General features: G+C 67.6%; 26 protein-coding genes. 9 read left to right on the top strand and 17 right to left on the bottom strand.

Annotated features, from left to right (window positions below; genetic code table 11):
• Positions 1-64: 64 nt before the first annotated feature.
• Positions 65-688 (bottom strand): TIGR03085 family metal-binding protein, encoded by a 624-nt coding sequence (locus ACIA8C_RS29400; RefSeq protein ID WP_397140205.1) that lies wholly within the window; start codon positions 686-688, stop codon positions 65-67.
• Positions 689-838: 150 nt separating this feature from the next.
• On the opposite strand from ACIA8C_RS29400, the gene ACIA8C_RS29395 reads away from it, so the two are divergent.
• Positions 839-1,219: a DUF4189 domain-containing protein gene (locus ACIA8C_RS29395; RefSeq protein WP_397140203.1), complete on the top strand. Its 381-nt coding sequence runs from the start codon at positions 839-841 to the stop codon at positions 1,217-1,219.
• Positions 1,220-1,248: 29 nt separating this feature from the next.
• Positions 1,249-1,809 (top strand): hypothetical protein, encoded by a 561-nt coding sequence (locus ACIA8C_RS29390; RefSeq protein ID WP_397140201.1) that lies wholly within the window; start codon positions 1,249-1,251, stop codon positions 1,807-1,809.
• Between the two features lie 61 nt (positions 1,810-1,870).
• Here ACIA8C_RS29390 and ACIA8C_RS29385 read toward each other — a convergent pair whose 3' ends face one another.
• Together ACIA8C_RS29385 and dapA are read right to left on the bottom strand one after the other, a co-directional pair.
• Complete coding sequence (locus ACIA8C_RS29385) at positions 1,871-3,928, bottom strand: ribonuclease J (RefSeq protein WP_397140199.1); 2,058 nt, start codon at positions 3,926-3,928, stop codon at positions 1,871-1,873.
• Between the two features lie 85 nt (positions 3,929-4,013).
• Positions 4,014-4,862: a 4-hydroxy-tetrahydrodipicolinate synthase gene (gene dapA / locus ACIA8C_RS29380; protein WP_397140319.1), complete on the bottom strand. Its 849-nt coding sequence runs from the start codon at positions 4,860-4,862 to the stop codon at positions 4,014-4,016.
• Between the two features lie 282 nt (positions 4,863-5,144).
• Here dapA and ACIA8C_RS29375 point away from each other — a divergent pair, with 282 nt between their 5' ends.
• Positions 5,145-5,588, top strand: coding sequence for a hypothetical protein (locus ACIA8C_RS29375; RefSeq protein WP_397140197.1), 444 nt, complete (start codon positions 5,145-5,147; stop codon positions 5,586-5,588).
• Positions 5,589-5,639: 51 nt separating this feature from the next.
• On the opposite strand, the gene ACIA8C_RS29370 is transcribed toward ACIA8C_RS29375, so the two are convergent.
• From ACIA8C_RS29370 to dapB, 8 genes are all read right to left on the bottom strand, one after another.
• Complete coding sequence (locus ACIA8C_RS29370; RefSeq protein WP_397140195.1) at positions 5,640-6,839, bottom strand: winged helix-turn-helix domain-containing protein; 1,200 nt, start codon at positions 6,837-6,839, stop codon at positions 5,640-5,642.
• A gap of 58 nt (positions 6,840-6,897) precedes the next feature.
• The gene (locus tag ACIA8C_RS29365; protein WP_397140193.1) at positions 6,898-7,917 is read right to left on the bottom strand and encodes a hypothetical protein; all 1,020 of its coding nucleotides are present in this window, start codon (positions 7,915-7,917) and stop codon (positions 6,898-6,900) included.
• Positions 7,910-9,190 (bottom strand): ATP-binding protein, encoded by a 1,281-nt coding sequence (locus ACIA8C_RS29360; protein ID WP_397140191.1) that lies wholly within the window; start codon positions 9,188-9,190, stop codon positions 7,910-7,912. Before ACIA8C_RS29360 ends, ACIA8C_RS29365 begins: the two co-directional genes overlap by 8 nt.
• Positions 9,191-9,284: 94 nt before the next feature.
• Positions 9,285-9,971, bottom strand: a complete 687-nt coding sequence (locus ACIA8C_RS29355) for a response regulator (protein WP_150405770.1) — start codon at positions 9,969-9,971, stop codon at positions 9,285-9,287.
• 165 nt (positions 9,972-10,136) lie between these two features.
• The gene (locus ACIA8C_RS29350) at positions 10,137-10,592 is read right to left on the bottom strand and encodes a flavodoxin family protein (protein ID WP_397140189.1); all 456 of its coding nucleotides are present in this window, start codon (positions 10,590-10,592) and stop codon (positions 10,137-10,139) included.
• A gap of 376 nt (positions 10,593-10,968) precedes the next feature.
• On the bottom strand, positions 10,969-11,466 hold the full coding sequence (locus ACIA8C_RS29345; protein ID WP_397140187.1) for a hypothetical protein: 498 nt from the start codon (positions 11,464-11,466) through the stop codon (positions 10,969-10,971).
• Complete coding sequence (locus ACIA8C_RS29340) at positions 11,463-11,588, bottom strand: hypothetical protein (RefSeq protein ID WP_397140185.1); 126 nt, start codon at positions 11,586-11,588, stop codon at positions 11,463-11,465. Before ACIA8C_RS29340 ends, ACIA8C_RS29345 begins: the two co-directional genes overlap by 4 nt.
• Before the next feature lie 124 nt (positions 11,589-11,712).
• Positions 11,713-12,459, bottom strand: coding sequence for a 4-hydroxy-tetrahydrodipicolinate reductase (gene dapB, locus ACIA8C_RS29335; RefSeq protein WP_397140183.1), 747 nt, complete (start codon positions 12,457-12,459; stop codon positions 11,713-11,715).
• A 134-nt stretch (positions 12,460-12,593) separates the two neighbouring features.
• Here dapB and ACIA8C_RS29330 point away from each other — a divergent pair, with 134 nt between their 5' ends.
• Positions 12,594-13,439: an alpha/beta fold hydrolase gene (locus ACIA8C_RS29330; protein ID WP_397140181.1), complete on the top strand. Its 846-nt coding sequence runs from the start codon at positions 12,594-12,596 to the stop codon at positions 13,437-13,439.
• Here the strand turns inward: ACIA8C_RS29330 and ACIA8C_RS29325 are convergent.
• The 3 genes from ACIA8C_RS29325 to ACIA8C_RS29315 are packed head-to-tail and all read right to left on the bottom strand — an operon-like array spanning position 13,416 to position 14,614.
• The gene (locus ACIA8C_RS29325; RefSeq protein WP_397140179.1) at positions 13,416-13,865 is read right to left on the bottom strand and encodes a type II toxin-antitoxin system VapC family toxin; all 450 of its coding nucleotides are present in this window, start codon (positions 13,863-13,865) and stop codon (positions 13,416-13,418) included. The two genes, ACIA8C_RS29330 and ACIA8C_RS29325, sit on opposite strands and share 24 nt — an antisense overlap.
• Positions 13,862-14,143, bottom strand: a complete 282-nt coding sequence (locus tag ACIA8C_RS29320; protein WP_397140177.1) for a type II toxin-antitoxin system Phd/YefM family antitoxin — start codon at positions 14,141-14,143, stop codon at positions 13,862-13,864. Before ACIA8C_RS29320 ends, ACIA8C_RS29325 begins: the two co-directional genes overlap by 4 nt.
• A gap of 48 nt (positions 14,144-14,191) precedes the next feature.
• Positions 14,192-14,614, bottom strand: a complete 423-nt coding sequence (locus ACIA8C_RS29315) for a MarR family winged helix-turn-helix transcriptional regulator (RefSeq protein WP_397140175.1) — start codon at positions 14,612-14,614, stop codon at positions 14,192-14,194.
• Positions 14,615-14,703: 89 nt separating this feature from the next.
• Between ACIA8C_RS29315 and ACIA8C_RS29310 the strand changes: the two genes are divergently transcribed.
• Positions 14,704-15,144: a MarR family winged helix-turn-helix transcriptional regulator gene (locus ACIA8C_RS29310; RefSeq protein WP_397140173.1), complete on the top strand. Its 441-nt coding sequence runs from the start codon at positions 14,704-14,706 to the stop codon at positions 15,142-15,144.
• Positions 15,145-15,440: 296 nt separating this feature from the next.
• Here ACIA8C_RS29310 and ACIA8C_RS29305 read toward each other — a convergent pair whose 3' ends face one another.
• On the bottom strand, positions 15,441-16,553 hold the full coding sequence (locus ACIA8C_RS29305) for an alcohol dehydrogenase catalytic domain-containing protein (RefSeq protein ID WP_397140171.1): 1,113 nt from the start codon (positions 16,551-16,553) through the stop codon (positions 15,441-15,443).
• 111 nt (positions 16,554-16,664) lie between these two features.
• Positions 16,665-17,921: a DUF418 domain-containing protein gene (locus ACIA8C_RS29300; RefSeq protein ID WP_397140169.1), complete on the bottom strand. Its 1,257-nt coding sequence runs from the start codon at positions 17,919-17,921 to the stop codon at positions 16,665-16,667.
• A gap of 181 nt (positions 17,922-18,102) precedes the next feature.
• On the opposite strand from ACIA8C_RS29300, the gene ACIA8C_RS29295 reads away from it, so the two are divergent.
• The 3 genes from ACIA8C_RS29295 (at position 18,103) to ACIA8C_RS29285 (ending at position 20,386) form a co-directional block, all read left to right on the top strand.
• Positions 18,103-18,771, top strand: coding sequence for a response regulator (locus tag ACIA8C_RS29295; protein WP_397140167.1), 669 nt, complete (start codon positions 18,103-18,105; stop codon positions 18,769-18,771).
• Entirely contained in the window at positions 18,768-19,850 is a 1,083-nt protein-coding gene (locus tag ACIA8C_RS29290; protein ID WP_397140165.1) for a sensor histidine kinase, read from the top strand. Before ACIA8C_RS29295 ends, ACIA8C_RS29290 begins: the two co-directional genes overlap by 4 nt.
• 140 nt (positions 19,851-19,990) lie before the next feature.
• Positions 19,991-20,386, top strand: a complete 396-nt coding sequence (locus ACIA8C_RS29285) for a VOC family protein (RefSeq protein WP_397140317.1) — start codon at positions 19,991-19,993, stop codon at positions 20,384-20,386.
• Positions 20,387-20,408: 22 nt separating this feature from the next.
• On the opposite strand, the gene ACIA8C_RS29280 is transcribed toward ACIA8C_RS29285, so the two are convergent.
• A complete protein-coding gene (locus tag ACIA8C_RS29280; RefSeq protein ID WP_397140163.1) occupies positions 20,409-21,812 on the bottom strand; it encodes a pentapeptide repeat-containing protein in 1,404 nt (467 codons plus the stop codon).
• 218 nt (positions 21,813-22,030) lie between these two features.
• Between ACIA8C_RS29280 and ACIA8C_RS29275 the strand changes: the two genes are divergently transcribed.
• The gene (locus tag ACIA8C_RS29275; RefSeq protein WP_397140161.1) at positions 22,031-22,438 is read left to right on the top strand and encodes a hypothetical protein; all 408 of its coding nucleotides are present in this window, start codon (positions 22,031-22,033) and stop codon (positions 22,436-22,438) included.
• The last annotated feature ends 17 nt before the right edge of the window (positions 22,439-22,455 follow it).

The following is a 22,455-nucleotide window of genomic DNA, read 5'->3' as shown; positions in this document are numbered from 1 at the left end:
AATCAGTCCTTACGTTTTGCGAGGCAATCGTAATGATTCGCCTTGCACCTCAGCTCTGATCAGCTCAGACGGAGCGATCCAGCGCCAAAACGGCTTTGACGGCTTCCGGAGTGCCGGTGGTCTCGATGCGAACCTCATCGCGGCCGAACGAGTGCAGCAGCAGCTCCGACGGGGCGCCGGTCAACACGACCTCCTCGCCCGACTTCGACCGAACGACCGCCCGCCTTTCGTCCAGCGTCTCCAGCACCACCTGAACCGGCGATTTACGGTAGGACCGCCGGGCCATCCGGCTGACCAGCGACCAGTATTTGTCCTCGTCCTGCTGCGACAGCGCACGCGGCTCCCAGCCGGGGCCCCCGCGGCGCACGTCCTCGTGGTGGACGAACATCTCGGTCAGATTCGCGAGCGCGTCGACCGGTCGCAGCGGTGACCACCACGGCGGCCCGGTCCGCACCAGTTCCAGCAGCTCGGGGAACGGCTGGCCGGCCACTTTCGCCTGCACGCCTTCGAGATAACCCGCGAACGGCTTCAACATGATGCCCGGCGCGGCATCGAGCCGCCGCTCCCGAACCACCAAGTGCGCGGCGAGGTCTCGCACCGTCCAGGTGCCACAGAGCGTCGGCGCGTCCGGCCCGACCGCCGTCATGGTCTCGACGAGCTTCTGACGTTCCCGCTGCGCGATGCTCACCCCCTGAACATACCGACCACCGCACCGTAATACAGGCGCCATCGCCGCCCGAGGCCCCGAATTCTTGGGTAGCGCAATGAGTGTTCGCTATGTACTTTGTCACTCGGTCCATCGGGTCGTGGACCTAATGACAAGAAGGGCAAATTCCCTGTGAAGAAGTTTGTTACTGGTGCAGCCGTTGTCGCGGCCGCCAGTTGCGCGCTGGCTATCAGCGCGCCTGCCGCTCAAGCCAAGGCGTACAACTACGGCGCGATCGCGTTGTCCACCTCTACCGGACTGATCGGCTACTCCTACGACTACCCCGATTCGGGGGCGGCGCAGGCGCGCGCGATCCGCAGCTGCGGTGCCGACGACTGCGAGACGGTGGTCTGGTTCGCCAATGGCTGTGGGGCGGTAGCCTATTCCAGCCGGACCGGCGCCTACAGCTGGGGCTACGCCGCCTCGCGTAGCGGCGCGCAGAGCAAGGCGCGGGCCAGCAATTCCTCCGACGCCTACATCGTGCACTGGAACTGCACGTCCAACCACGGCTGACGTCCACGAATCGATTCAGGGGAAACATCGTGAAACACCGCACTTTCCGGACCGCCGTGGCCGTCGTGCTGACCGCCGCCGCGTGCACGCTCACCGCCTGTGCCTCGGGCGACAAGGAGACCGCGTCGCCGAGCACCACCGCCAATGCCGACACCAAACCCGGCGAGCTCCAGGGCGGAAGTGACAAGGGCGACAAGGAAACCGGCTCCGCGCCGACCACTCCGTCCTCGCCGGTGCTGGCCAAGCCTTCGACCCAGCAGCTGAACGACCGCCTGACCAAGGCGTTCGATCCGAACGTGCCGAACAAGGAAAAGATCAGCTGGATCCAAGCCGCGGAGCAGGATCCCTACCTGGTCGCCAACCTCGTCGACGCCGCCAAGAAGCAGGGCGTCAAGGTCGAGATCACCAAGGTGAACGACCCGAGCGACGGCAAGCTGAAGGCCGACGCGAAGGTCACCATCAACGGCAGCCCGGTCGACGACGCGTTCGTCTCCTTCGTCTCCGAGGGCGGCGAATGGAAGGTCGACCACACCTTCGCGTGCAACATCGTCAAGAGCGCGAAGATCGCCTCCGCGGCCTGCGAGGAATGAGCTAGGACAACCGAAAAGCGCCGGAAGCCATTGGCTTCCGGCGCTTTTCAGTATCCGTCGATCAGACGCCGATCACCGTCGGCACGATCATCGGGCGCCGACGGTAGGTGTCGGCAACCCAGCGGCCGACGACGCGCCGCACGCTCTGCGCGATCCGGTGGATGTCGGTGACACCCTCGGTGGCCAGCCGCTGCAATTCCGCGTCGACCAGCTCGGCCGCGACGGTGAGCGCCGTCGGGTCGTCGGAGAAGCCGCGCCCGTTGACCTCGGGCGCGCTCACGGCCTTGCCGGTGGTCTCGTCGATCGCGACGGTGATCGAGATGAAACCACCCTCGCCGAGCACCAGCCGGTCCGACAGCGTCGATTCGCCGACGTCGCCGACCGAGAGGCCGTCGACATACACGTGCCCCACCGGCACCCGGCCCACGATCGAGGCGATGCCGTCGACCAGGTCGACCACGACGCCGTCCTCGGCGAGCATGACTCGGTCCTCCGGCACGCCGGTCGCGATGGCGAGCGCGGCGTTGGCGCGCAGGTGCCGCCATTCGCCGTGCACCGGCATGGCATTGGTGGGCCGCACCGCGTTGTACAGGTACAGCAGCTCACCGGCGGACGCGTGCCCGGAGACGTGCACCTTGGCGTTCTGCTGGGTGATCACCGTGGCGCCGAGCCTGGCCAGGCCGTTCACCACCGCGAAAACCGAGTTCTCGTTGCCAGGGATGAGCGAGGAGGCCAGCACCACGAGGTCGTCCTCGCGGATATTGATCTGGCGATGATCGCCGCGGGCCATCCTGGACAGCGCCGAGAGCGGCTCGCCCTGGGAACCGGTCGAGATCAGCACCAGTCGATCGCCGGGCAGCGTCGCGGCCTGGTCGAGGTCGACGACCACGCTCTCCGGCACCGTCAGATAGCCGAGGTCCTGCGCGATCTGCATGTTGCGGACCATCGAGCGGCCGACGAAACAGATTCGCCTGTTGTACTTTTGGGCGACGTCGACGACCTGCTGGATGCGATGCACGTGGCTGGCGAACGAGGCGACGATCACCCGGTTGCGCGCCTTGCCGATCACCGTATCGAGCACGCCGCCGATCTCGCGTTCCGGCGTGACGAAGCCGGGCACCTCGGCATTGGTGGAGTCCACCAGGAACAGGTCGACGCCCTCGTCGCCGAGCCGGGAGAAGCCGGCAAGGTCGGTGAGGCGGCCGTCCAGCGGCAGCTGGTCGAGCTTGATGTCGCCGGTGTGCAGCACGACGCCCGCGGGGGTGCGGATGGCGACGGCTAGCGCGTCCGGGATGGAGTGGTTGACGGCGAAGTATTCGCAGTCGAACGGGCCGTGCTCGGTGTGCTGGCCCTCGATGACCTCGATCAGCTTCGGCTGCTGGCGGTGCTCCCGGCACTTCGCCGCGACCAGCGCGAGGGTGAACTTCGAGCCGACCACCGGAATGTCGCCGCGCAGCCGCAGCAGGAACGGCACCGCGCCGATGTGGTCCTCGTGGCCGTGCGTGAGCACGACGGCGACGACATCGTTGATCCGATGCTCGATGGGCCGGAAGTCGGGCAGGATCAGGTCGACGCCGGGCTGCTGGTCCTCGGGGAACAGCACGCCGCAGTCGACGATGAGCAGCTTGCCGCCGTACTCGAAAACGGTCATGTTGCGGCCGATTTCGCCGATGCCGCCGAGCGCGAAGATGCGCAGGCCGTTCTTGGCGAGCTTCGGCGGGGCGCCCAACCGCTCGTGCGCGAGCGATGCGGGACGCGAATCCTGTTGCGGCGCGGACTGATCGGCGCGGCCACGGCCGGACTGCGGACGGCCACGGCCGGATTTCCTCGCCTGCTGGCCGTTTTGCGGCGCCTCGGCCCGCGGACCCGACTTCTTCGCAGGCGCGGACTTCTTCGCCGCGGTCGCCTTTCTCGGCTGCGAAGTCTTCGCCGCCGCGGGCTCGGATTGCACGGTCACTTCGGACCGCACGACGGCAACCTCCGCCTGCACCGTAACCTCGGGCTGCGGCGCGGCTTTCGGTTGCTCGACGGGCGCGGGCTGCTCGGCCGGAACAGGCGGCGGCGCGCCCGCGGCGCGGGACGCGGTCCGCCTGGGACGACGTGCGACAGGCTCGGTCATGCCCGCACCTCGCTAGCCCTCGTGCACGAGGCACCCTGGGTAATTAGCTCACTCTGCTGTGTGGTGATTCGCTCGCTCCGCTCTCTCATCCGAGCACCCCCGCTGCCCGTAGATCAGCAGCAAGGAGCTCGAGTTGTTCAGGATTCGGCATCAACTGCGGCAATCGCGGCTCGCCCGCGTCGATTCCGAGTAGGCGAAGGCCGCCTTTGCTCATCGCGACACCGCCCAACCGGAACATTGCCGAGTTCAACGGCACCAGGGCCGCGTTGATCTCTCGGGCGCGCGCCACCGCGCCCGAGGTGTAAGCAGTAAGCAACTCGCGCAGCCGTTCGGGCACGAGATGTCCGATGACGCTGATGAATCCGGTCGCGCCGATCGACAGCCACGGCAGGTTCAGCGTGTCGTCACCGGAGTACCAGGCCAGGCCGGTGTTCGCGATCAGGTCAGCGCCCGCGTTCATGTCGCCCTTGGCGTCCTTCACCGCGACGATGCGCGGATGCTCGGCCAGGCGGCGGATGGTGTCGCTGGCGATCGGCACCACCGAACGCGGCGGAATGTCGTAGAGGGTGACCGGCAGGTCGGTGGCATCGGCGACCGCGGTGAAGTGCGCGAACAGGCCCTCCTGCGAAGGGCGCGAGTAGTACGGCGTCACCACGAGCAGGCCGTGCGCGCCCGCGCGCTGGGCGTTGCGGGCGAGTTCGATGGAATGCGCGGTGTCGTAGGTGCCCGCGCCCGCGATCACGGTGGCACGGTCGCCGACGACGTCGACGACGGCGCGGAGCAGGTCCGCTTTTTCCTGTTCGCTGGTGGTCGGCGATTCGCCGGTGGTGCCGGAGATCGCGAGGAGATCGACACCGCGATCGACCAGGTGGGCGGCGAGCGAGACGCCGGCATCGATATCGAGCTTGCCGTCGGCACTGAACGGGGTCACCATCGCGACACCCACGGTGCCGGACGCGTGCGGCTCCGACTGACGCGCGGTGCTCGCTGCCACTCCGTGATTGCGCACGCTGCCGCCTTCGGCGCCCACGCTCGCATCGCGGGGTGGCGTCGATTCACCGTTCGTCATGGTCAGAAAGGCTACCCGGTCCAAGGAACGCCCTCGACACCGTCGTCACCGAATGGACCGGCCGGTCGGGTGCACGGTCATCCGTTGCGCGTTCATGACGCCACCCCCGTCCTTGCGTGACACCAAATTTGGCGTCACACTGATGTCATGGATCTGAACAAGTACACCGCCCGCCTGCGCGAGGACCTGATCGCGGCCGCCGCCCTCGGCGACGAAAAAACCCAGGCCACCGCGGCGGCGTTGGCCGCGGCGACCGAGAGCTCGGCCCGGCTGGTGCTGCTTGCCGCGCTATCCGAACTCGCCACCGAACTCAGCACCGAACTGGGCGACCGCACGGTGCACCTCTCCTTCGACGGCACCGAAGCCAAGGTCGACCTGCGCAAGAAGTCCGCCGCCGACGATCACCCCAGCTTCGACGAAATGACCGGCGACATCAGCCGAGTCACCCTGCGCCTGGTCGAAACGTTGAAATCCAAGGCCGAAGAAGCTGCCGCACAGAGCAACCAGTCCCTGAACTCGTGGTTGTCCGGCGCGGTCTCGGGCGCCCTCCGCGACCAGATGCGCGGCTACGGCCAGAAGCGCGACGTCTGACCGACAGCCGCACTCTTTCTCGGGATCCGCACTCGCTCTCGGCGCCCAGAGTTACAGCAGTGGGGCGAGATTGCCTCGGGGCCCGATGACCACCTTGTCCAGTTCTAGCCAGTCGGCCATGTCGCGCAAGGCCTCGGTGAGGGCGTGGGCGGTGGCGGGGGTGCCGTGGCCTGGTTCGGCGAAGGCGGCGGGGACGGAGAGGCGGCCCGCGGCGCGTTCGGCGCGGAGGTCGACGCGGCCGACGAGTTCGCCGTTGAGTAGGAACGGGAAGACGTAATAGCCGTGTACCCGTTTGGGTTCCGGGGTGTAGATCTCGATGCGGTAGTGGAAGTCGAAGAGTCGTTCGGTGCGGGCGCGGAAGAAGATCAGCGGGTCGAACGGGCACAGCAGGGCGGCACCTTCGACACGGCGCGGGATGGGTGTGCCGCCGCGCAAGTAAGCGGGCTTGTCCCACCCTTCGACCTCGACGGGGAGGAGTTCGCCCGCGTCGACGAGGTCGGCGATGGCGGGTTCGGTTTGGCTGCGGTGTAGTCGGTAGTAGTCGCGCAGGTCGGTTTCGGTGCCGATGCCGTGCGCGGTGGCCGCGCGGAGCACCAGTTCGCGCACCGCGTCCTCCTCGGAAACGTTGCGCGCCAAGACGTCCGGCGGGATCACCCGTTCGACGAGGTCGTAGTGCCTGGCGAAGCTGACGCGCTTGTCGACCGAGAGCGCACCGGAGGCGAACAGCTGCTCGCAGATCATTTTGGTGTCGCTGAGATTCCACCAGGAACCCTTGGCGCGCGGCTTGTCCAGCTCGAGGTGCCGCTCCACCTCCCCGGCGGTGCACGCGCCGACCTCGGCGATCACATCCAGAATGTCTTTGCCCAGGGTGGGATTGCGCTCCACCACCTTGGTGGCCGAGGACCACCGGCCGTTCTCGAACCGCTTCATCCGCCACCGCATCAACGGCCAATCCTCGACCGGGATCAGCGCCGCCTCATGTGCCCAGTACTCCACCAGCCGCCGCGGCCGCCGCGCGTTGTGACTCCACGCCGCCTCGTCGAGCAGCGCCCGATCGTAGGCCCCGATCCGGCTGAACACCGGCGCGTAGTGCGCCCGCACCACCGCCGACACCGAATCCAACTGCAACAGTTGCGTTTTCTCGACCACCCCGAGCACCGACCGCCGCGTACTCCGCACCGGCTTCCGCGCCGCGAACCCCTGCGCCGCCAGCGCCACCCGCCGCGCGACCCCCACACTGATCTTCCGCATGCGTGCACAATGCCACGCGGGTCCGACACCTTTTCCCGCCACGTCAACCGGCCGGGCCCTAGGTGGAGATTTTGATGCTTCCCGCGGCGTCTATCTCGGTGCGGCGGTCCTGGTGGGGTGCGTTGGCGAGGACGGTGGCGAGGATGCGGCGGCCCATGGGCAGCACTCGGACGGTGACCGAGCCTACGTTGGCGGCGTCCAATTCCTTTGTCGCCGCTTCGATCACCTGCTGGCGGACCCAGCGGGGTACGCCGGCGAAACCGCCGTCGTCGAGTAGCACCACCTCGACGCCGCGGCTCCTGGCGCCGCGGGCGGCGCTGCTCAGTTCGTCGGTGACGAGTTGGGGGGCGCGCAGGCCGTCGCGAAGTTCGGCTTCGAGCAGTCGGCATTGCTCGCGTTCGGTGGCGGTGAGTTCGACACCGTCGGCGATGCGTTCCAGGATCGGCCTTGCCACCTTGTCGAGGCGGGCCAGCTGACGATCGCGTTCGCCGTTCTCCGCGGCCATGGTTGCCTCGGCGGCGGCGCGCATCGTCGACTCCTCCCGCAGCAACCGCAACGAACGCTGGGTGGGTCGCATGATCACCGCGAAGAGCGAGACGCCGGCCACCGTGGAGATCGGCACGATCGAGCCTGCGATCACCTCGCCGCGCAACCCGTTCACCACGCCGACAGTCGCGATCACCACCGCGACACCACCGACCCCGAGCCACGCCGCGCCCAGCCGACCGCGCAGCACCAGCACCGCGAGCACATAGGACGACGCGAACGCGGTCCACACCTGCTTCGACCAACCGTGCTCGGCATCGAACGAGGTGAGCGCGGTCGCCAACGGACCGGAGGCGGCGACGAATATCGTCGCGGGCAACGGCAGCGGATCGACCGGGATCACCAGCACCAGCACCCCGGCCGCGGCCAGCAGCACCAGCGCGGCCACCGCCGCGACCAGCGGCGAGTCACCGAAATTGCGGACCATGTACAGCACGATGGTCGCCTGCAGGATGAGCAGGAAAAGCCCGGCCGCCGGATCCCGCAGTCCGAGCAGATCGCGCAGCCCGAATTCGGTATCCGTATCAGCCATCACTGCCCCACACCAAGGTCACCGTGGTGCCCTCGCCCGGTTGTGATTCGACGAAGCCCGCGCCGCCGGCCAGCTGCCGCATCCGCCCGAGAATGCTCACCGAGATGCCGAGGCGATCGGCGGGCACCTGCCCCATATCGAAACCCGCACCGTCGTCACGGAATACGACCCGGATGCCACCCGCGCTGATCGTCACCGTGACGGTGCGCTGCACCTCACGACCCGGCAAAGTGGCGTGGCGCAAACTGTTGCGCACCGCCTCGGTGAGCGCCGCGGCGATGGTGCCCGCCGCGTCCACCGGCAACCGGAGGTCGTCGAATCCGGACCAGCGCCGAGCGGTGAAACGGATACCGGAGTTGACCTCGTGCACCGCCGAACGCAGGAAACCGGTGGCGGACTGGGCATCCAGCCGATTCGGTTCCACATCGCCGACGCGGCATTCGTCGAGCTGTTCGAGTGTCCGTTCGGCTTGCCGACGCAGCACCGGCGAATCGGTGCCCGCGCGGGACGCGTCCAGCAGGGTGGACAGCACCGCGTCGTGAATCAGCGCGGCGAATCGCGCGCGTTCGCGGTCGCGGGCCGCGGCACCGGCCACGGCGGCGGCGCGCCTGCTCTCGATCGCCGACTCCCGGTCGACCCGATCGGCGGCGGCCTTCGCGTAAATGGCGCACCACAGGAACAGCGCGCACAGTCCCGCCGCGCGCACGAAGTCACCGGCCCACACCACTGGCGTCGCGTCGGGCAGCACGAAGACGTTGGCGAACGCCGACAGCGCGGCACCGATCACCAGATAGCCGACCGCGAATATCGGACGCCACGCCAGCACCGCCGCGAGCACACCGAGCGCGAGCACGCGGTACAGCCACACCGAGGAGGCCTGGGGCACCGGATCCGGATACGCGAACGGGATCACCGCCATCGCCGCGAGAAAACTCACCGCCGCCGCGCCGGAAACCAGTTGGATGAGCTGCCTGCTCGAGGCGATCGACACCGCGGCGAGCACCGGGAACAACCCGAACGCCAATATCACCGTGAGGATCGTCCAGCCGCCCGCGATCATTCGGCTTTGGTCCGCGATCTCCGGCAGTTCGACCACCGCGACGATCACCCCGGCGATCCCGATCGCCAACCCGAAGCGACGCAGGATTCGATCGGACGCGCCCTCGTACCCACTCTTCTTGGACACCTGAGTCGCTCCCCTGCGCCAACGGCTCGGTGCGATGCGATCGAGCGACACAGGAGCGTGGGTGTCCAGCATGCTGGACGCGGTCATGACTGCGCCTCGCTACCGCTCGGCTCCGTCATGCTGACGCTCGACTCCATCACGCGCACGTGAGCGGCTGTGCCTACGCGCTCGCTGCGCTCACTCATCCGCGTGGATGCCGCTCGGGCACTGGGAGCCAGCCGTCCTCGACCGCCCGCTTGTACAGGTCGGTCTTGGTCGGCGCAGGGCGTCCCGCGTCGGCGTACTTCTGCCGGATGCGACCGAGGTAGTCGTTGACCGTCTGTTCGGACAGACCGGTCAATCGTGCTACCCGAGAAGCCTTCTCACCAGACGCGTACAGGGTGAGCACCTCTTCCTGACGCGGGCTGAGCCCGACGTCGGACAGCTGCGGATCGCCGTCGATGGCGGCGGCCCAGTCGGTGGTCACCACCTGCTCGCCGGAGCCCGCGCGGCGCACGGCCGCGACCACGGTCTGTACGTCCTCGGATTTGCGCACCACGCCGAGCACCCCGGCCCGCGCGGCGGACCGCACCAGAAACGCGTTGTCCGCGCCGGTGAAAATGAGCACCTCGATGCCACGGTCGCGCAGGGCGCGCACGTTGTCCTCGGGCGTCGACCCATCGGCCAAGCGCAGATCGAGTACGACCAGATCCAGTTGCGGTAGATCTTGAGCGGCGGCCAATAATTCCGGTACCGTGCCCGCGGTCAACACCAGGTCGAGATCGGGTTCCGGCGCCAGCATGGCTGCCAGTCCGATCGCTACTGATTCGTGGTCCTCGACCACTCCGATCCGGCGCGGTGCGTTATTGCCCCCTTCGGCCAACGTCACCTGAAATCTCCATTCCCGAGCAAACTCGTCACATCCCCACCGCAACAACGTTCTGTCAGTATGCCGGGCCGAAGCACCGAATGGTCAGACACCAGAAATCGGGGCCGTCCCGAAATCGCTTCCGGCAGCGATTGTCACGGCCAGCTATTTCGGGGACAAAAACTGTCAGTCGCCCATTAGTTGCGCGGCAATGGTCGCGCCGAGCTCCCAGCAGCGCTGGATGTCGTCTTTGGTCGGCGGTCCGGACACGATGACCGGCGCGGCCGCCTGTTGCCAGCCGAGGCCGGTGGTGACGCGTTCCACACCTCGTTCGGCACCCTCGGTCCCTTCGTTGCCGTGCAAGTAGAAACCGAATGGGCGGCCGATGGTGGAGTCTAGACATGGGTAGTAGAACGTGTCGAAGGCATGCTTGAGTGCGCCAGACATGTAGCCGAGGTTAGCCGGGCTGCCGAGCAGATATCCGTTGGCGGCCAAGACATCCGAGGCCGTGACGGCGAGCGCCGCGCGGCGCACGACCTGCACTCCTTCGATCTCCGGGTCGGTCGCGCCGGAGACCACCGCCTCGAACATGGCCTGCATGTGCGGGGACGGCGTGTGATGAATGATCAGCAACTGCGTCACAGGAATGAGCGTAGTGCGCGTGGTGCGACGCACGATCGACGCGGCCCGTCCAGACGCCGCGAAGCCGCGTTCGAATCAACGCGCCGAGTCGGTGCGGGATATCGGCCGCGGCACTCCGCAACGGACGCTATGTCCTGGCGGTGGGCTGATACCGACCGCGAATATCCGCAGACGAGAGCGAATTTGCCGGTCGTTTGACGCTACCCTGCCGATTCGGCCAGCCCCCGGCGCCGAGCTCGTAGCAGCTGGCCCTCGCCGCGTCGACTTTGTCATCGGCGAAGTTCGCGTCGGTCGAATATCCGCGGCATCGTTCCGAATTGCGCAACGGCGGCGGGTCCACTCGTGCGGAATGTCACCGATCGGTGCGCGCGGTCTGCTACCCGGCTTGGTCGCGTTCCAGTTTTTCCAGTGCTACCGCGCGACGCATGGTGTCGCGGGCTCGGGTGCGGTCGCCGGCGTAGTCGTAGGCGCGAGCGAGGCGGTAGGAGACGCGCCAGTTGTCGGGGTCGGCTTCCCACTCGGCTTTGACCTGGGCGAACAGTTCGTCGGCCGCGTCGCGTTCGATGCGACCGGAGGGGCGGTGGGGTAGGTCGGAGGTGTCGAGTTCGCGGCCCTCCTCGTGGATGCGCCGGGCCAGGCGCTGGTGGGCCAGGGCGGCGCGCACGGTGGCCGCGACGACCCAGACGCCGACCAACGGCAGGATCAGCACGCCGATGCCGATGAGGATGGCGGCGACACCGCCGGTGCCGATGAGGCTGAACGCGATTCGGCCGAGGAGCAGGAAGTAGAAGCCGAGCACGAGTACCAGCACCGCGAGGAACGCGACGACCTTGACGACTTCCCGGTTCTGCTTGGTCCCGTCCGCGGCGTTCATATCCGGACCTCGATGCTCCGCGCCGCCCGCTCGCGCACTGCGTTCGCGGTCGGCTCGCTACCGGCCACGCCTCGGCGTCGCGCGGCCGTTCCGTGCACGGTGTCGATGGTTCGATTGCTCACGACCCACCCCCGCTCATCCGCGGTTCTGCTATGCGCGAGAACGCATGACGTTGCCGGTTCGCCCGCTGACGCTCGCTCACAACCCCGCTCACGCGCTCCCGCCGGTGCGCTCGTTGACGCTCGTTCACAGGTCGAGGAACGGGTCGAGCCCGACGGTGAGGCCGGGGCGGTGGGCGATCTCTCGCACGCCGAGCAGCACGCCGGGGGCGAAGGAGGTTCGGTCGATGGAGTCGTGCCGGATGGTGAGGGTCTCGCCCTGGGTGCCGAACAGCACCTCCTGGTGGGCGACCAGACCGGCCAGCCGCACCGAGTGCACCCGCACGCCGTCGACGTCGGCGCCGCGCGCGCCGTCCAGTTCGGTGGTGGTGGCGTCGGGGCTGCGGCCGACACCGGCCTTGTCGCGAGCCGCGGCGATCAGGCCCGCGGTGCGGTAGGCGGTGCCCGAGGGCGCGTCGGCCTTGTTCGGGTGGTGCAGTTCGATGACCTCGACCGATTCGAAGAACCGGGCGGCTTGTTCGGCGAAGCGCATGGAGAGCACCGCGCCGATGGCGAAGTTCGGTGCGATCAGCACGCCGGTTTCGGGGCGGTCGGCCAGCCAGCCGCGGACTTCGTCGAGGCGGGCTGCGTCGAAGCCGGTGGTGCCGACTACCGCGTGGATGCCGTTGCGCACCAGGAACTTCAGGTTCCCCATCACTACGTCCGGGTGGGTGAAGTCCACGACGACCTGCGCGTTCGCCTCGGTGAACGCGTCGAGCGAATCGTCCTTGTCGACGGCGGCGACCAGTTCCAGATCGGCCGTCGCGGCTACCGCCGCACAGATGGCCTGTCCGACTTTGCCGCGCGCTCCGAGCACTCCGACCCGTATGGTCACCGCACCTCCTCATTCCGCTTTCGTCGGTGTCAGCCTATCGACCGTGTCGGGGCGGCGGTCCGCTGACCTCTGTGATTTGCATTGCTACATGCGCATGTTTGCGCATGGAAGCTCACCCCTCTACCGTCGCGGGCGTGACTTCGATTCGGGAACGGGCGGCGATCTTCCTACGGCAACACGACCGCAAGAAACTTGCTGCCGGACAGCATGATTGGCAGTACTACGTGGGTGGCGCGGGCGATCCGGTACTGCTGCTCGGCGGCGGCTCTGGCATCGGCATCGGCTGGCTCGATGTGGCGGATGCGCTGGCGCCTCGATTCCGAACGATCGCTCCCGATTACCCGTCGAGTGTCGGGTCCTGCGCTGAGCTGGTCGACGGTTTTGTCGCGATACTCGATGCGGAGGGGGCCGATCGGGTTCACGTGGTCGGCCAGTCGGCGGGCGGCATGTACGCGGAGCTCCTTTCGCGTCGTGCGCCGGATCGGGTCCGGTCGCTCACCTTGTCGAGCACCGGGTTGTACGGGGCGGAGGATGTCGATCGATTGCGGATGCGGGTGGAGACCGCCCTGGCGACTCCGTGGCCGGAGACGCAGGAGGCGATTCGTACCGCGTTGCGGAGCACCTGGCGGGACTCCGATGACGCCGAGTTCTGGATCGAGCAGGTGGTAACGGCCACCGATGCGGCCGGGAGTGCCGGTGCCGCCAATTCCTATCGGCTACTTCTCGAACTTGCCGAGGGGGTCGACGAACTCCTGCGGGGTCCCGCCTGGGATGGCCCCACGTTGATCTTCCGCGCGGACGACGATCCGCTGATCACCAGTACCCACACCGGACGCCTGCGCGACCTGCATCCCGGCTGCGAATTCCGCACCTTCCCCGCGGGCGGCCATTCCTTGCTGATCAGCCGAACGGCCGACTACATTGAGATGGTGACCGAGTCCCTCACCCGCACATGGCTATTCATCCCACGGGCACAATAACCGCACTCCGGTGCCACGAAAGTCCTTGCGGTTGCGCGTGACAACGGCGAGTCCGTGCGCTTCGGCCGTCGCCGCGATGAGGGCGTCCACCGCGTCTACGCGCTGCCCGACACCTTCGGCTCTGGCGCGGATTCGTCCCCACGCCTGCGCGACACCGAGGTCCACCGGCAGTAGTCGCTGATCGAATCTGTCGGCGACCTGCTCCGATAGCCACGTGGTCAGGCGAGCCTTCCTACGTCCGTCGGATATCCGATCGACGCCGCGGCGGATCTCGCCGATCGTGATGACGCTCAGGAACATTCGTTCCTCGTCGGCTTCGTGCAGCCAGCCGATCAGCCCCGGGTCGGGTCGCGGTTTGATCCATTCCGAAACGGCGTTGGTGTCCAGCAGATAGCCTGCGGGCTCGACTTCGAATGCCGTGCTCACAGGGTCACGTCGCGGTGCTGCGGATCCGTCCTGTCACGTTCCACCACTAGACCCGAATCGCGTAGCGGCGAGTCGGCGAAGAACTCGGCCAGGCTCCCCTGCCGCGCGTTGCGACGACGCCATTCATCGATGGGTACGACAACGGCGACATCGCGACCGTGCTTGGTGATCACTTGCGGTCCCTCCCGTTCCACGGTGTCGATCAACTCGGACAATCTGGCCTTCGCGTCGGCGAGGGGCCATGCGATATCAGGCCGCTCCGACCGTTTTCGAGCCATGACCACTCCGTTTCGACCATTTTGACTACTCTGACCAGATCAGGTTACCTATCGCGCCGACTCGGCGCCAGACATATTCGCGGCCATCTTTTCCAGCACCCGCATGGTCTCGGCGAACTGCTCGTCGGTGATGCCCTCGGTCATCTGCCGACGGCGCGCGCCGATCCGAATCCAGGCCTGGTCGTGCACATCTCGACCCGCGTCGGTCAGCGAGAGTGTGCCCGACTCGTCGACCACGAGCCCCCTGGTGACGACCGCGGCAAGCTCGGCGTCCCACTCCGCCTGGCCGTTCAGGAAGGTGTCGAGCGCGGCGTGCAGCTCGCTCGCCTGCTGCGGACCGTCCGACAGCGAATGCAGGATCTGCCAGTGTCTGCGGCTCAGTTCGCCGGCGGCGAGATCCTCGTCGAATCGCTCGGTGATCAGTCGATCGAGCTCTACGAGCCAGTAACCGATGTGGCGCCGAACGGCCATGATGTCCTCCAAAAGCATGTAGTTAAACAACTGCATGTACTATTACATGAAACTCCGGCGGATGGAAGAGCGCACGACAGGAGACACCGATGAACGAGCACGACGCGATCACCGAGGCTGTCGAAGCGGCGATGGTCCGGATCCGGCGCAGACAGACCCGCGGGGCACTCGCCGGCAACTCGTCGATCCCGATCGCCCTGCACCGACTCCTCGACGCGGTCGCCGCCACCGAATCCCCGACCGTCAGTACCCTGGCCCCCACCCTCGGCGTAGATCAGCCCCGAGCGAGTCGCCTTGTCGCCCAGGCTGTTTCGCACGGCTTGCTGGAACGCGTCGCCGACCAGCACGACGGACGCCGCGCCGTACTCCGCCTCACCGCCGACGGACAGCAGGCCATGACAGCCGCCAGCACCGGCCGCCGCACCGCGATGGCCGCCGCCATGTCCGACTGGACCGCCACCGAACGCCGCGAATTCGCCCGCCTCCTCGAACGTTTCGTCGACGCCATGGACGCGCCGAACTCACCATGACCGCCGCGCACCTGACGTCCCGCCGCGCACCAATCAATGGGCAAATCCGCGCGCGCAACACACAAAACCGCGCGCCACTTGCCGCAGTCGAGCACGAGCGACATACCACGATGCGGGGTTCTCGCTGACCGCCGCGCATCTTCCAACCGCCGCGCACAGTCAGCGAATCCGCGCGCGCCACACAACCAGTGCGCACCACGCGAATCCGCGCGCGGCACAGCCTAGAGTCGAGCACGAGTGGCGCAAATGGCCTGGGTCGCAGCGTTTACCGCCGCCATTGGGCCACTCGGAAGCGGTCAGTCGAAGATGATGACCTGACGCAGGGCATGGCCCGCGGCGAGTTCGTCCATGGCGTGGTTGATTTCGTCGAGGCCGATGTGGGCCGACACCAGGCGTTCGACGGGCAGGCGGCCCTCGCGCCACATCTGGACGTAGGTGGGAATATCGCGGGCTGGCACGGCCGAGCCCAGATAGCTGCCGATAATCGAACGGCCCTGTGCGACAAGGGCAAGCGGGGAGATACTGGCGCGGGCATCAGGGGCGGGCAGTCCGACGGTCACCGTGGTGCCACCGGGAGCCGTTGCGGCGACGGCGGTTTCGAATGCGCGGATATTGCCCGCGGCCTCCACCACGATCTCCGCCTGCACGCTCGACTCGGCCACCTGCGCTGGGGTGTAGGCCGCGGTAGCGCCCAATTCCTTTGCCAGCGTCAGCTTTTCCGGAACCGTGTCGACGGCGATGACCTCGTGACCAGCGGCGGCCAAGGACACCGCGACCAGCACCGCCGCCATGCCGACACCGCCGAGCCCGACCACCATGATCCGATCTCCCGGCCCCGGTCGCGCCGAATTCAACAGCGCGCCACCGCCGGTCAACACCGCACAGCCGAGCACCGCCGCGACCTCGGGCGGCACGTCGTCGTCCACCGGAACCACCGACCTGCGGTCCACCACCGCGTGCGTCGCGAAGGCGGACACCCCGAGATGATGGTGCACGTCCTCGCCGGCCCGGCTCAACCGCCGCCCCCCGCCGAGCAGCTCGCCCGCGTTGTTGGCGACACTGCCGGGCACGCACGGCGTCCGCCCCTCGGTCGCACAGCCCGCACATTCACCGCAGCGCGGCAGAAAGGTCATCACCACGCGCTGCCCGACCGCGAGATCGCTGCCGCCCGGCCCGATCGCCTCGATCCGTCCCGCCGCCTCGTGACCGAGCAGCATCGGAACCGGCCGCACCCGGTTGCCGTCGACCACCGACAGGTCCGAGTGACACAGCCCCGCCGCCTCGATCCGAACCAGCAGCTCCCCTGCCCCCGGTTCGTCGAGCTCCAACTCACCCACACTGATCGGCGCCGACTCGGCGAACGGCACGGGCGCCGCGATCCGCTCCAGGACCGCCCCACGAATCTTCATTCCGCCGACGCTACCGTCCCCACTGTCCCAGGCACAGAGATCACCCATCACCGCGCAAACTTCGCTGCCGCGATGACCACGCCTCGTCGCTGCGAATCGACATTCGCGCGGCTATCGCACACGGTCGGCTACGGACGTTGCTCTGTGGAGCAGCCACTCCAACGGGCCGCGCTGGAAGAAGCGGCTCCAGCAGTAGGCGAACATCATGATGATCGCGCTCAGGCCGAGCAGGACCGGAAGGCTGCCGGCGGGCAGGACGTCGAAGCCGAGCACTGCGATCGCGACCACGTGGAATACGTAGGCGGTCAAGGACATGCTGCCGACCGCGATGAGTGGCGTGGCCAGCCGCCGGAATTGCTGGAATCGGTCGCAGGCGGCGAGGCAGGCGATCAGGACCGTGAGCGCGACACCGGTGTTCGCGACGATCGACAACGTGGTTTCGCTGTGCGGCATCGCCACCACCAGTTGTCGCCAGCCTGTCGGATCGTCGGCCACGTCGGACCACCATGGCGCGTACAGGATTCCGGGCCGCGCCGCCGCGCCGGGCGCGAGTTGCAGGGCTAGCGCCGAGCCGCCGTAACCGAGCACCATCAGTCCGAGGCCGGTTATCGCGAGACGACCGCGAATCACGGTGTCGGACAAGTCGAGTCGAGCGACCGCCATGCCCGCGAGCACGAACGGCAGCCAGCTCAACGCGGGATAGGCGCCGTTGAACAGCAGCCCGATCAACCCGTTGTTGCTCGAGCTCGGATCGCCGCGGCCACTCAGCCAGGCCAGCGGATCGAACCGATTGACGGCCGCGGTCCAGCCGGAGTCGGTCGCGATCACCGTGAACACGATCTGCGGCAACACCAGCACGCTCGCCACCGCGCTCACGGCCAGCGTGTCGGCGCGCAGCCGAGCCAGCGGCAGCGCAAGCAGGAAGTACAGCCCGTAGTAGGCCAGGATCACCTCGACCTTCGTCCCGGACGCGGTCAACGCGGTACCGAGCACCAGCAGGATGGCGGCCCGAATCAGGATCTTCACCCGCGCCTGCCGACCGGCCTGCCCGGTCTTCGGCACGCGCCGCCCAGTGATCAGAAGAATGGAGAATCCCGCGAGGAACGCGAACAGCGCCGAGGACCGCCCGTGCGTCACCTCCATGACGAACCCGATTACCCCACCGTCGCCCGGGTTCGGCCCCACATGCGCCGCATACATCCCGAGCACCGCGAGACCACGCGCGAGGTCGACGCCGACCAACCGGGTAGTGGTCCGTACCGCGTCGCCAGCCGGTACCACATCCCCCACCGCGTCCTTTCCCCCTTCTGCCACCCGAGCCGACTGACCGACGCCACCACCAGGGGCCGGAAGTCCGTTGTGTCCCATGCTTTCAGCGTCGAGAACGCCCGATCCATCCGGTATCCGGCACGCGTCCAGTCCCGCTCCGCCCATCAGCCGCCGGTACCCCGCCGAGCGGCTGGACCATCCCCGCCGATCGGCCGTCCGACCGCCTCGCCGACGGGTCGCCCGCTCGACCGGATCTAGGCTCACGTGCGGAAATGACAATATGGTGCAGGAGGTGTGGCGGGTGATCCGGGTGGTGGTCGTCGACGACGAGGCGCTGGTGCGCTCCGGCTTCGAGTTGATCTTGAACGCGGCCGCCGATATCGAGGTGGTGGCGACGGCGACCGGTTCGGCGGCGCTGCGGGCGGTCGAGTCGACCCGGCCGGACGTCGTGTTGCTCGATATCCGGATGCCCGACGTCGACGGCCTGACGGTGCTGCGGCAGCTGCGCGCCCTGCCCGACCCGCCGGTGGTCGCGATGCTGACGACCTTCGACACCGACGACTACATTCTGTCCGCGTTACGTTCCGGCGCAGCGGGTTTCGTACTCAAGGACACCGAACCCGAACAGCTCGCACAGCTGACGCGCACCCTCGCCACGGGCGGCGTCGTGCTGTCGCCGAAGGTCTCGGCCGCCCTGCTGCGCAACGCGGAGCCCGCCACCACCGCGGACATCGACGCCGACGCCGCACGCGTCGAACGGCTCAGCGAACGAGAACGCGCGGTGCTCGTGCTGATCGCCACCGGCCTGTCGAACGCCGAGATCGGTCAGCGGATCCACCTGAGCGTCGGCACGGTCAAAGACCATGTCAGCGGGATCTTCACCAAACTGCGGGTGTCCAGCCGCGTGCAAGCGGCGCTGCTCGCCCAGCGGGCCGGGCTGCTGCCGTGAACCGGCTCCCGCCGTGGCTGATCGACCTTGGGCTGGTCGCCGTGGCCGTAGCCGACGTGCTCGTCGACGGCCAGGACAACTCTCGGATCGAGTTCGCCGCAGGCATTGTCGCGTGCGCCGCCCTGCTGCTGCGCCGTCGCTACCCGCTGCTGGCCTTCGCGCTGACGCTGCCCGCCAGCTGGATGCTCGCCAACCTCGCCGCCCCCGCCATCGCGCTGTACACGCTGGCCCAACGCAGCAATAATCGCCCGCTGCTGTGGGGTTCCGTACTCGCCACCTCGATCGCCGCGTCCGCGCCCTGGCCGCCCGGGCACAGCCAGGACCAGCGCGGCATGATCGTCACGTTCGCGTACTCGCTGGCCTGGGCGGGTGCCCCGGTGCTGCTCGGTCAGCTGGTGCGGACCCGCCGCGACCTGTCCGTCCGGCTGGTCGAGATCGAGGAGGCGCGCGACCACGAGCGACAACTGCACGCGCAGGCGGTGCTGGCCCGCGAACGCGCGCAGATCGGCCGCGAAATGCACGACGTGGTCGCCCATCAGGTCAGTTTGATCGCGGTGCGCGCGGGCGCGCTCCAGGTCGCCGCCACCGACCCCGACGCCGCCGAGGCCGCGCGCACCATCCGCAGGCTCAGCGTCGACACCTTGGACGAGCTCCGCCACATGGTCACGCTGCTGCGTGCCGCGGGCGGTCAGAGCACCGAGCTCACGCCCCAGCCGACGCTCGCCGACCTGCGAAAGCTGCTCGACTCCAGCGGCATTCAGGTCGAGCTGAGCGGCGAGCTGCCCGACGAGCTCGCCGCGCCCGGCCAGCGCACCATCTATCGGACGGTGCAGGAGGCGCTCACCAACGTGCGCAAACACGCACCCGGCGCGACCGCGACCGTGACGCTGTGGCATGACAGCGACCACGTCGGCGTCACCGTCACCAACACCGAGCCGACCCGTCCCGCGGTGGCGCTGCCCAGCTCTCGGCACGGGCTGATCGGCCTCGCCGAACGTGCGGAACTGCTCGGCGGCAGCTTCGAGTCCGGGCCGACGGCCGATCGCGGCTATCGCGCGGTGCTGCGCCTGCCGCGCTGACGCGAAACATGTTCTGGGTCACTGGATGGTGGCGAGATCCATGGGATGTTTGCTAGCGTCGTTGACCGTGACGGTGCTCCCGTTGGCCGCCTTGTACCGAGCCCGGGGTCGGGACCGTCACGGCACAAGGAGAAATTCCACTGTCAGTACAGTTCAATCACACCATTGTCGGTTGCCGCGATAATCGAGTAACCGCAGAATTCTGGGCAGACATCCTCGGCACGGAACTCGGCACCGAATGGGGCCCATTCATTCCGCTCCCGCTGGATAACTCGGTAACCTTCGATTTCGCGAACGTGCCACCGCATGTCACCGAAATCTCGCCCCAGCACTACGCATTCCTGATCTCCGAACCCGAATTCGACGTGGCCTACGCCAAGATCCAGCGCTACCAACTGGACCACTGGGCCGACCCACGTCAACAGGGCGTCAACGAGATCAACCACAACGACGGCGGCCGCGGCGTCTACTTCCTGGACCCCAACGGCCACTTCATGGAATTGATCACCGTCCCGTACGGCGGCTGGCCGAGCTGATAGCCCCGGGGACGCGTAACCCTCACTCGCCGGACAGCTCCGGCGGCCACGGGTTGGGTTTGATGTTGGCCGGCTTGCGAGTCGGAATGTCGTCCCAGTCGAAATGAGTGCCAACCCAGGCCGTCGGGCGATCGAAGCTGACCTCGGTGGCGGTGAAGCGCGCGTCGACAAAGGAGATGTCGCCGAAGAAGTCGCCCTCGGCGAAATCGACGAATCGACCGGCGAAGGTGGTACCCGCGAAGGTGATCGTGCCGTGGAATTCGGCTCGGCTGAAGTCTGTTTCGCGGGTGCCGCGGTTGCGCATGCGCGCGGGGGTGCCGATGCGGGTGTCGTCGAAGGCGACGGCGCCCGCTTCGAACTGGGCGCCCGCGAAGGTGATTCGCGGGCTGGCGAGTTCGGCACCGGTGAAGGCGAGGTGCTGACCGTCCAGGGTGGCGCGCTCGAACGAGGTGAGTTCGGCGTGGAACTTCGTGTCCTGGAACGAGGTTCGAGCGCCGGCGGTACGAATACCGACGAAGGTTGTTCGCGACCCGACGAAGGTGGCCTTTTCGAACGACACCGAACCGTCGAAGGTCGCACCGTCGAAGGTGGTGCCGTACCCGGCGCGTTGGACCTTCTCCGGGCGGGTCGACCCGAATTGCGCGTGGTCGAACAGCACGGGACCGTCCTCGAAGACCGCGTCCCGGAAGGTGACATGCGGACCGGCGAAGATCGCGTGCTCGAAGCTGGTGCGGCCGATGAATACCGCGCGGGCGAACGAGACGTTGCGCCCGGTGAATACCGCGTGCCGGAAGTCCGCGCGTTCGATGACGGCATTGGTGAAGGTGAACTCACAGTCGGACCAGGAGATGTCGGCCGAGCGCTGCAGATGATCGGCGATCACCTGCACGATGGTGCGGCGCACCTCCCGATCGTTCTGCCGGAACTGGTAGACCCGTTCGACCTTCAAGCCGGACTCGTCCACCGTTTCCACCTGCGACACAAGGTGATTCGCACCGGCCACCGGATCGTAGGGCAGGCGCAGGTAGGCACAGAGCACGTCGACACATTGTTGGCGTCGGCTCGGTGAACGGAACTCGTCGGCGATCCCGGTCATCGCATAAACCCCGGCGATCCGCACCGCGACGTCGGAATCGCCGAGCTGCCGCGACGCCGCCCCGAACAATTCGGCGAACCGCCCGCGTTCGAGGTCGCGCTGCCGCCGGTACGCCACCACCAACGCGACCGCGCCGCCGACGCCCGCCGCCACCGCCAACGCGATCTTGGTGAGATCCAGCTGATTCGGCGTCTCGGCCTTCGCCCCGAGCGCCAGCCACAGCAGCCACCAGGTGAGCGCCGCGATGCCGAGGCCACAGGCAACCGCCACCAGCACCGCAAGCAGCAACGCCGCGCGGTGCAGTCGGTCGCCCAACCTCCCCCATCGCATTAGCGCATGGTAGCCGCATTGCCGCCCGTCGACTACCGGACAAGATCGGCTATTGCTGCGCCCCAAACGCTTTCGAATGTCCTCTATCCATACGTCACACACCATGGTCAGCTGTGCCGCAACCAGGCGCGACTCGTAGGCGCCGGATGACGCAATACGGACAGTAGGCAGCCGCGTCGCTGGGTTACTCGGACAGCTCACTCGAGTAGTCTGCGGACATGACTGCTTCCGATTCGCTCGATCCGGCGGCCGAGGTCGAGGCCGTGCACGCACTGCTCGCCACGTGGCTGGGGACCGAGGCGGAGCCGGATGTCCTGGAACGTTTCGCCGCCACCCAGCACGACACCATGTCCATGGTCACCACCTCTGGCGCTCGGTTGAGTCGCTCCGAGCTGCTGTCCGGACTGCGGCGCGCCCGCAACTCCCGGCCCGGCCTCGATATCGAGATCTCCGAGGTCGAGGTGCTGTTCACCGAAGGAAATGTGACCGTTGTTCGATTCATGGAACGCCATCACTTCTCCGGCAAACACGCCGATCGCTGGACGACCGCGGTACTGACCACCGAGTCCATCCCGCCCCGCTACAGCTGGCGGGTGCTGCACGAGACCGAGACCCCCGGCGACTGATCCGCGCCGATGTCACC

This window comes from Nocardia sp. NPDC051321 (assembly GCF_044455225.1).
GTDB lineage: Bacteria > Actinomycetota > Actinomycetes > Mycobacteriales > Mycobacteriaceae > Nocardia.
The sequence above is the reverse complement of the archived record's forward strand: the minus strand, read 5'-3'. Positions and strand labels throughout refer to the sequence as shown.